This window comes from Peribacillus sp. (assembly GCF_059453735.1).
Window position 1 is genome coordinate 1 of the sequence record NZ_JAZVJO010000394.1, and the last position, 8,893, is coordinate 8,893.

The window sequence follows — 8,893 nt, forward strand, 5'->3', positions numbered from 1 at the left end:
AGAAATAAAAATTGGGAAGGAATAATACAGTAGTTTAGAAATAGAAGTAAAATGAAAGAGGGGGTTTTATAAACAGGTACAAAAAAAGTGACCGATATCATCGGTCACTACTATCAAATCCAAAATATTTAGGGACGATGGTTTCAAATACCTGCCCATCGTCGTTATGCAGCAATTTTTTCACTTCAATATCAAAGTAATGAAAGATGTTGTCCTCTGTCATAATTTCAGACACAGGTCCCGTAATGACGGGTTTGTTTTTAGCGACCATAAGCACTTTATCACCAAAATAAAAAGCATGATTCGCGTAATGAGTATTGATAATGCAAGCTAAGTCTCGTTCTTTAACCAGTTTTTTAATGGTTTGCAAGATGATTTTTTGCTTTTGAATATCTAGATGTGATTCTGGTTCGTCTAGAATTAAAATTTTTGGATCTGATACCAATGTTCGTGCAATCAATGCAAGCTGAAGTTCACCGCCGCTGACAGATGTACAAGACTGATCAGCTAGATGCCGTATGCCTACAAGTTCAAGCGCATCCAGCGCAGCTTGCCGGTCCTCTTGTGTGGGCTGTGCATAGGCATGAATTAACAAAGCACGTCCCATTGTGACTAAATCCAGGACCGAGTAACCAAAGGTCATTTTGGAAGCCTGCGGTACATACCCGATTGTTCGCCATATTTCTTTTTGGCGCAAGCTTGATAGTGGTTTCCCATTCAATAATGTTTCGCCTTTTTCCCATTTCAGCAGGCCCATAATACACTTTAATAAGGTTGTTTTCCCTGCACCATTTGGACCTAGAATCGACATGATTTCACCAGGATGCAAGTCAAAGGAAATATCATTATTGTATAAATAGGTTTGCTCTTTGGTCTTTGCTTTTTGATAAAAAAAGTTTCCATCTTTTATTGAAATCAATTCCAGCCGCCCCCTGTTTTTCGTAATAAATACGCAAAAAAAGGTGCCCCGACAATGGCTGTTAAGATCGATAATGGGATTTCTGCTGACGTTAAACTTCTCGCTAAATTATCAATCATTAACAAGTACATCGCACCTATTGAGACGGATGCAGGTAATACATACTGATTGTTACTGCCGACAAGCATACGGGCGATGTGAGGAATAATCAGGCCAACCCAGCCGATAATTCCAGCTATCGCAACTGCTGCAGATGTAATTAATGTAGCGCCGATAATGACGAGCCATTTCATTTTCATGACCGATATCCCAAGTGATTTTGCTTCTTCATCAGAAAGAGATAAAATATTTAACCGCCACCGTACAACATATAAAATAATAATTCCAGTTAAAATGAGTGGTCCGCCTATAAATAAGTCTGCATAACTTGCTGTTCCAAGGCTTCCCATCAGCCAGTATGTAATCGATGGGAGTTTTTCTTCGGGATCAGCTAGGAATTTGACTAATGATATGAGAGCTTGAAATAAAGCACTTGTTACGACTCCTGCCAAAACCAGCATAAAAATAGGCATGTCACGTTTAGAGCCACCAATTAGGAATGTGAACCCAATCGCTGCCATTCCCATTAAGAGAGAGAATATTTGCATGGTAATCCCAGTACCGAATAACAAAATACCAATGGAAGCACCAAACCCTGCTCCAGCCGAAACGCCTAGAATGTCAGGACTAACTAAAGGATTAGCAAACATTCCTTGGAATGCGGCCCCGGCAATAGCTAACCCGCCGCCAATAAGCATGGCAAGCAAAATTCGTGGTAGTCTGATATTTATGACCACTGTTTCTTCCATAGCGGACCAGGTTTGTTCAATAGGAAATAGCTGTGAAAGTAATATTTTGATCTGTACGATAAAACCGACTTCAAAACGTCCGATACTAATCGAGATAAGACCAAATATTAAGGGCAGCGTCCAAAGTGAAAATTTTATTAACTTGGATTTCATTTGAAAGCCACCTTTAACTTAATATTTTGCTGCTTCTGAGGGAGGGTTTAAGATCTGCTGAACTTGTTCATCATTTAACTTATAATCATAGAAACGTGAATAGTAGTCTTTAATTTCCTCACCCATGTCATAATTAAAGCGATCTGGATAGTTATGTTGAGCCATCCATTTAAGCATTAAAGGAGCATCTCCACTTGGTGGATACCAGCGGTAAATTCCAAGCGGCATTTTATATACTTTCTTGTCTTGAACGGCTTTTACTTGGCTCCAGTCTTGACTAGAAAAAGTGTTATTATACAAATCATCCGGCTGTGTCTCGGTGAAGTTTGTAATATAAATAATATCAGGATTCCACTTGTAAATTTGCTCCATATTTACAGCTTTTATTCCTTCAATGTCTTTGGCTGCAACATCAATTCCTCCGGTAGCATTTAACCAGCGGTTACCATGCATACCTGTTCCAGCAACAGATATTTCACCATTACTATGATATTGAAGGACCATTACACGAGGTTTTTCTTTATCATCCACATCTGCAATTGTTTCATTAATCATTTTCTGGTTTTCTTCACCCTCTTTAATAATTTCGTTAGGGCGATCAGTTGTACCAGTGATTTCACCAGTTAATTTCAACCAGCGATTTAATGTATCAAGCGGATTTAAAGAAGTTGTGTTTGTATCTAGAGCTACAGTCGTTATACCTGTTTCTTCAAGTTTATTAATTGTTTTCTCTTGGTTCGCAATTTCAAAATACACTTGAGGATTTAGAGACATCAACTGTTCAATATTTACTTCGCCGTTCTCAATGAAATTGGTTTTAGCTTCGAGAATGGATGGTGATATATCTTTTAAAATAGAATGTGAGGCTGCGTTATATGAATTTGGATGAATTCCTGTGATCTCGTCTGTAGAGTTAGTTGCGATATACCATGTGGAAAAGTATGGTAGAATACTTCCCATTACAACCGAGTCAAGTTTTGAAGGAATCGTGACCTCACGATCTAATTCATCAACTACTAGCTTTGTTTCCTTTGTTGGTTCAAGATCTTTAGATGTATCTGAATCGCTGCAGCCTGCTAATAAAAACAGCAGAGACGCGGTTGATATAATAAATTTCCTCTTCATTTTCATCCCTCACTCTGTTAGAATTCTAAATGATAATGATTTTCATCATCATATATTAATTTACAGGATTAAATATTTTTGGTCAATCGTTTTCTCTATATTACAATAATAATAACTATCTTGCACGTTAACAACAGATGTATGTTATATAAAAGAATTAACATAGTAAATATAAGTAGCCCATTACTGATTGGAGGATATATTTTTGACGCAGCTTAGAGATATCTTATATTTAGATCCAGGTCATGCATTTGGTTTACAGAATCGTACCAATTCGTTTATACAAAAAAACTTTACACAAATTGATCAGTACATGTTTGATAAGATAGACTTAGAACCATTTAAATGTATATTCTTTCATGACTTTATTGATCAAGAATACCTCTATATACATAAAGAGAAGATTGCTTCTTTTTTAGGAGAAGGTAAGGTAGTTATTTTTTGTGGACATTTATTCAAAAAATGGCTGCCAGGCTGTTCACTCTTTACACCTAAAACCATAAATAGTTTTGCGGATTATACCATTTCAAAAGCAATAGAGCATCCGATATTTGAAGGCGTTAATCCTGAAGATATGACGTTTAATAAAGGAGTGGCCGGCTTTTTTGCGCGCGGCACACATTCGCCCGTTCCAAGTCATGCTGAAGTCCTGCTTACGCTTCCTGGAATGCCGATTACCTATATCGATCGAAACACGACTAGAGGAACCATTTTAGTTCATGCTGGGCGGGATCTTTTTTCTCATCGGATGCAAAATAAATCAACTGATCGTATAAGTACACAGCTTCTTCAATGGGTACATGACGAATTTGATTCAATAAGGGGAGAAAAGTAATGAGGAAAATAGCGGTTATTTATAGTGGTAACGCCTCACATTATCGAACCTTTAATGAACCGAAATATAATCAGTACCTTGCAGAACTTATTTACTTTCCAGACTTTTTAGAAACGCCAATCAATCATTTTGATGTGTTGCTCGTTCCTTCTCAGATGAATGAAACATTACTCCTTCAAGCAAAAGAAAAAATTCATGCTTTTGCAGAGCAGGGAGGAATTGTGGTTGCATTCGGCCCTCAGCCTTGGGAATGGCTGCCTAATCAAAAATGGGAAGAAAGAGAAACAAACTTCTGGTGGTGGCTGGAAAAAGACGCTAAAAGCGGGTTGGTATTGTCTGCACCAGAAAACGACCTATTTAATTACATCACGTTATCAGACGCAACTTGGCATCAACATGGCGTTTTCTGGCCGATTGAAGGGACAGAAACGCTAATCGCAACAGAAGACGGCGGTTCAGTTATGTATCTAGATAAAGTCAGCACGGGTGGTACGTGGATTATTACCACGTTAGATCCTGATTATCATTTTGGATCATATTTCATGCCCGCGACTGAACGGTTTCTTGATGGATTTCTGCCTTGGCTGGCGAATGGAGAAATCTAAATTAAAATAAGATACTGAACAGAGTGATTAAATCAAGAGACAGGAGGACCTGCAAAGGTTTCCTGTCTTTTGCTTATATATAGGAAGATATAAAGGGAGGCAGAAGAAATCACCTCAACTAACTTAGATTAGTTGGGTTGTTTTTTTATGAATTGTTTTGTAAGGTATCATAGAACAATAATGGTGAATCCTTACAAGTAAATCAGGATCTGCAGGATTGCTAATTTATGCTGAATGAGTAATAGTAATAGTAGAAAAGTTATCAATACGAGAAGAGGGTTAAGGAATGAGGAAAGAGTCCATTTATGGATTAACATTTGAGCAGCTGACTGAGTGGTTACTGGAATACGGACATAAAAAATATAGAGCGACACAAGTTTGGGACTACCTATATCGGAAGCGTGCTACGGATTTCAGTGAAATGACCGATGTAAATAATGACTGCATTCAGCTATTGGCTGAAAACTTTTCCATTCAAACATTGACTGAGCATGTTAAGCAGGAATCTGCGGATGGAACGGTTAAGTTTTTATTCAAGCTGAAGGATGGCAATTTAATTGAGACGGTACTGATGAAACATAAATATGGTCTCTCTGTTTGTGTGACGACGCAGGTCGGGTGTAATATTGGCTGCAGCTTCTGTGCGAGCGGATTATTAGCCAAAAACCGCGATTTATCGGGCGGAGAAATTGTTGAACAGATCATGAATGTTCAACTTTATTTGGATAAAAAAGAACAGGATGAGCACGTCAGCCATATCGTTGTAATGGGAATTGGCGAGCCATTTGATAACTTCGAAAATATGCTGAATTTCATTCATGTTGTGACCGACCGAAAGGGGTTAGCGATTGCTGCAAGAAGGATTACCGTATCAACGAGCGGCTTGGCTAACAAGCTATATGAATTTACGGATGCCCAACTGCAGGTTAACCTTGCGATTTCACTTCATGCACCCAACAACGAGCTTAGAACGAAGATTATGAAAATCAATCGTGCATTTCCAATTGAAAAACTAATGGAAGCACTTGATTATTACTTAGCTAAGACAAATCGTAGAATTACGATTGAATATATTTTATTGAAGGATTTAAATGATCACCCAGAAGAAGCTGAGCAGCTTGCCGCCCTACTAGATAATAAAAAACAGCGAGTGTATGTTAATCTAATTCCATATAACCCAGTTGATGAACATAGTCAGTATCAACGCAGCGATCAGGAATCAGTACTAGCGTTTTATGATACATTGAAAAAAAGAGGCGTAAACTGCAAAATTCGTCAGGAGCATGGTACGGATATCGATGCAGCTTGTGGACAGCTTCGTAGTAAGCAAATGAAAAAAGCGGAAGCTAAATAAGCTTGTTTGGGATATAGGTAAAAAGCGTGGATTGAAGAACCTACTTCGTCCATGCTTTTTTTCATTGACTTACTAAGAGGTAAAAAGTTAGAATATTGTTAATATAAAGATTTATTGTGATAATTAGGAACTGGCAGATGATTGTTTCTGTCTCCTGTTAAATGAAACCATGTGAATAACACCAAGTCCTTTTAATGTTAATTGATAAGGATAGGGTGTTTTTATTTTATAGGCTTATTCAATAAAGACCCTTTCAGATGGAGGTACATAATGATAAAATTACTGGTTTTTCAGTCCGATTTTGGCATTAGTGATGGTGCAGTTAGTGCAATGTATGGGGTGGCCTTATCCGTAAATAAAGAGCTGAAGATAAGTGATATTACCCACGACATCCCCCCATTTAACATTTGGGAAGGATCATATCGTCTACTGCAGACTGTACCATATTGGCCTAACGGTACGGTTTTTGTTTCAGTTGTTGATCCAGGAGTAGGCTGTGACCGCCGAAGTATTGTCGTCAAGACTACGGATGAACAATATATTGTGACACCAGATAACGGAACACTCACCCATCTAAAGAAAAAGGTTGGAATTACAGCTGTCCGCATTATTGATGAGACAGTTAATCGTTTGCCTCGTTCTGGTGAGTCCTATACGTTTCACGGCCGTGATGTGTATGCATATACAGGTGCTAGGCTTGCAGCAGGGGTCATTGATTTTGAAGAGGTAGGTCCTGAGGTTTCGGTTGACTCACTAGTTGAATTCCCACTTGCTGATGCGTATCTAAGCGATAATCATATTACAGGTATTATTGAAATTCTCGATATACGCTTTGGTAATCTATGGACAAATATCCCTCGAAGTATCTTTAACCAATTAGAGGTTGAGATTGGCGAGAAGGTTACTGTTGAGATAGAAAGCGGGAATCAACAAGTCTATGCTCATTCGATGACGTATGGAAGGTCCTTTGCGGATAGTTCGTTAGGGGAAGCACTGATCTATGTAAATTCACTTGATAATATGGGGATTGCACTCAACCAAGCTTCATTTGCGAAGACATATAAGATTGGGACGGGAAGCGGATGGCGGATAATCATTCAAAAAGAACGGATTAACTAAGAATAGTTTTAATTTGGGAGAAACTCAAATTGAGATTATCCGGATTTTATTCATTTATGTACTCAAAGAATAAAGAGGGTACAAAAAAGAGGCTGCAGAAAAGTGCGCCTCTTCATGTTGATTTATTTAGAGATTGCTTCTTTAACTGCGGCCACTTCGTAGGTAATTAATTCACTGCCGATAATCGGTGATTCTTTTTTAGCTCCGTCTGCACTTGGTTCAGGACGTTTGTGAGCGGCTTTAAAGGCATCGCTATTTCTCCAGGCAGTAAAGTTATCAAGGTTTTCCCAGTACATATTTACATTCAATTCATCATAGTCTTCAAGGTTTTGTGTTAAAAGGACTTCTACTTTTACGAAGCCTTCAGTGGTATCCAGCGGGCCAGGTGCTGTAAACCCTGGAGCCATAACGGCACCCATGCCTTTTTTTACCTTGATTCGATTGGTTACGATTAGCATCATGTACATCTCCTTAATTTAGAGTCGTTCTATCTTTAGTATTATCGATAGCATTAATAAAATCAAGAATGAGAGATGATAATATTTCCATAAATTAATAGCTGTTTACCATTCTTTTGGTTCGTAGTTTAAATCCTCGAACAGTTGATTGCGTTCTTTTTTTGTTAGATCACGCCATTGACCAACCGGAAGACTACCAAGCTGTATATTCATAATCCTTACCCTCTGTAAACGATACACTTCGTAGCCTAGTTCAGCACACATGCGGCGAATTTGACGATTAAGTCCTTGAGTAAGGATAATTTTAAAATCAAATTTGGAAAGTTGAGTAACTTCACACGGCAAAGTTTTCGTATCAAGGATTTTTACTCCAGAAGCCATTTTCTCTAAAAATTCTGGTGTAATAGGCTTGTCTACTGAAACAATATATTCTTTTTCATGCTTATTTTCAGCCCTTAGGATTTCATTTACGATATCCCCATCATTAGTAAGGAGAATTAATCCCTCTGACTCTTTATCCAGGCGTCCAATATGTGATATTCGCAGAGGATGATTGACTAAATCAATAATATTCCCTTTAACTTTTTTTTCTGATGTACTCGTAATACCTACGGGTTTATTTAAAGCGATATAGACATTGTTTTTCACGATACCTATTTGGGCTCCGCTGACGCGAATATCATCTCCAGGTTCCACTTGATCACCTATTTTGGCGATTTTTCCATTAATCGTTACTCTGCCTTCACTGACTAATTTATCTGCTCCGCGTCTGGAGGCTTTGCCAGATTCGCTTATAAATTTATTAATTCTCAAAGCTTGGACACTTCCTTTTTATAGAGTTTACTGCCTTTCCTTGAAGAGAAGAGACAGATACGCTATTTATCTTCTTTAACAATACAATAGGTAATTACCCACATGCAATATTCTTAGAGACTCCCAAACCAAAAACGCTGAAGTAAGAGAACTCCAGCGTTTAATAGCAGCGTAATTTTTATAAAACTTTATCCAAGAAGTCCTGTGTCCTTGGATGTGTAGGGTTAGTAAACACTTCTGCAGGTGTACCTTTTTCAACAACCAATCCGCCATCCATGAAGATGACTTGGTTGGCTACTTCCCTAGCAAAGCCCATTTCATGTGTAACGATGACCATTGTCATGCCTTCAGTTGCCAACTGTTGAATAACTGCCAGTACTTCTCCGACCATCTCAGGATCTAAGGCACTAGTTGGTTCATCAAACAGCATAATATCAGGATTCATGGCCAACGCTCTAGCAATGGCGACGCGTTGCTTTTGCCCGCCTGATAGTTGTGCAGGTCTTGCATTCGCTTTATCTGCCAGACCAACACGATCCAATAGTTTCAACGCAATTTCTTTAGCCTCTGCTTTTGTATTTTTCTTTAATTCTATTGGAGAAAGTGTGATATTATCTAGAACTGATAAATGAGGGAATAAGTTAAAATGCTGAAAAACCATTCC

At 38.3% G+C, this 8,893-nt stretch carries 10 protein-coding genes; 4 read left to right on the forward strand and 6 right to left on the reverse strand.

Annotation, left to right across the window (positions count from 1 at the left end; all coding sequences use genetic code 11):
• Positions 1-97: 97 nt before the first annotated feature.
• From AC52RT_RS13005 to AC52RT_RS13015, 3 genes are read right to left on the reverse strand one after another with little or no spacing between them, the layout of a single operon-like run.
• On the reverse strand, positions 98-919 hold the full coding sequence (locus tag AC52RT_RS13005; RefSeq protein ID WP_495541136.1) for an ABC transporter ATP-binding protein: 822 nt from the start codon (positions 917-919) through the stop codon (positions 98-100).
• A complete protein-coding gene (locus tag AC52RT_RS13010) occupies positions 916-1,920 on the reverse strand; it encodes a FecCD family ABC transporter permease (RefSeq protein WP_495541137.1) in 1,005 nt (334 codons plus the stop codon). Before AC52RT_RS13010 ends, AC52RT_RS13005 begins: the two co-directional genes overlap by 4 nt.
• Positions 1,921-1,938: 18 nt before the next feature.
• Complete coding sequence (locus AC52RT_RS13015) at positions 1,939-3,045, reverse strand: ABC transporter substrate-binding protein (RefSeq protein WP_495541138.1); 1,107 nt, start codon at positions 3,043-3,045, stop codon at positions 1,939-1,941.
• A 205-nt stretch (positions 3,046-3,250) separates the two neighbouring features.
• On the opposite strand from AC52RT_RS13015, the gene AC52RT_RS13020 reads away from it, so the two are divergent.
• The 4 genes from AC52RT_RS13020 to AC52RT_RS13035 all read left to right on the forward strand — a co-directional run bounded on the left by AC52RT_RS13020 (position 3,251) and on the right by AC52RT_RS13035 (position 6,958).
• Positions 3,251-3,880 carry a phosphate starvation-inducible protein PhoH gene (locus AC52RT_RS13020; protein ID WP_495541139.1) on the forward strand — a complete coding sequence of 210 codons (630 nt, stop codon included), beginning with the start codon at positions 3,251-3,253 and terminating at the stop codon, positions 3,878-3,880.
• Positions 3,880-4,485: a hypothetical protein gene (locus AC52RT_RS13025; protein ID WP_495541140.1), complete on the forward strand. Its 606-nt coding sequence runs from the start codon at positions 3,880-3,882 to the stop codon at positions 4,483-4,485. Before AC52RT_RS13020 ends, AC52RT_RS13025 begins: the two co-directional genes overlap by 1 nt.
• Before the next feature lie 286 nt (positions 4,486-4,771).
• Positions 4,772-5,839 carry a dual-specificity RNA methyltransferase RlmN gene (gene rlmN / locus AC52RT_RS13030; protein ID WP_495541141.1) on the forward strand — a complete coding sequence of 356 codons (1,068 nt, stop codon included), beginning with the start codon at positions 4,772-4,774 and terminating at the stop codon, positions 5,837-5,839.
• 270 nt (positions 5,840-6,109) lie between these two features.
• On the forward strand, positions 6,110-6,958 hold the full coding sequence (locus AC52RT_RS13035; RefSeq protein WP_495541142.1) for an SAM hydrolase/SAM-dependent halogenase family protein: 849 nt from the start codon (positions 6,110-6,112) through the stop codon (positions 6,956-6,958).
• A 122-nt stretch (positions 6,959-7,080) separates the two neighbouring features.
• Here the strand turns inward: AC52RT_RS13035 and AC52RT_RS13040 are convergent, their stop codons facing one another.
• From AC52RT_RS13040 to AC52RT_RS13050, 3 genes are all read right to left on the reverse strand, one after another.
• A complete protein-coding gene (locus AC52RT_RS13040) occupies positions 7,081-7,416 on the reverse strand; it encodes a heme oxygenase (protein ID WP_495541145.1) in 336 nt (111 codons plus the stop codon).
• Positions 7,417-7,521: 105 nt separating this feature from the next.
• Positions 7,522-8,229: a pseudouridine synthase gene (locus tag AC52RT_RS13045; protein ID WP_495541143.1), complete on the reverse strand. Its 708-nt coding sequence runs from the start codon at positions 8,227-8,229 to the stop codon at positions 7,522-7,524.
• Positions 8,230-8,407: 178 nt separating this feature from the next.
• Positions 8,408-8,893, reverse strand: a 486-nt coding sequence (locus AC52RT_RS13050; RefSeq protein ID WP_495541144.1) for an amino acid ABC transporter ATP-binding protein, incomplete at its 5' end; no start/stop codon positions are given.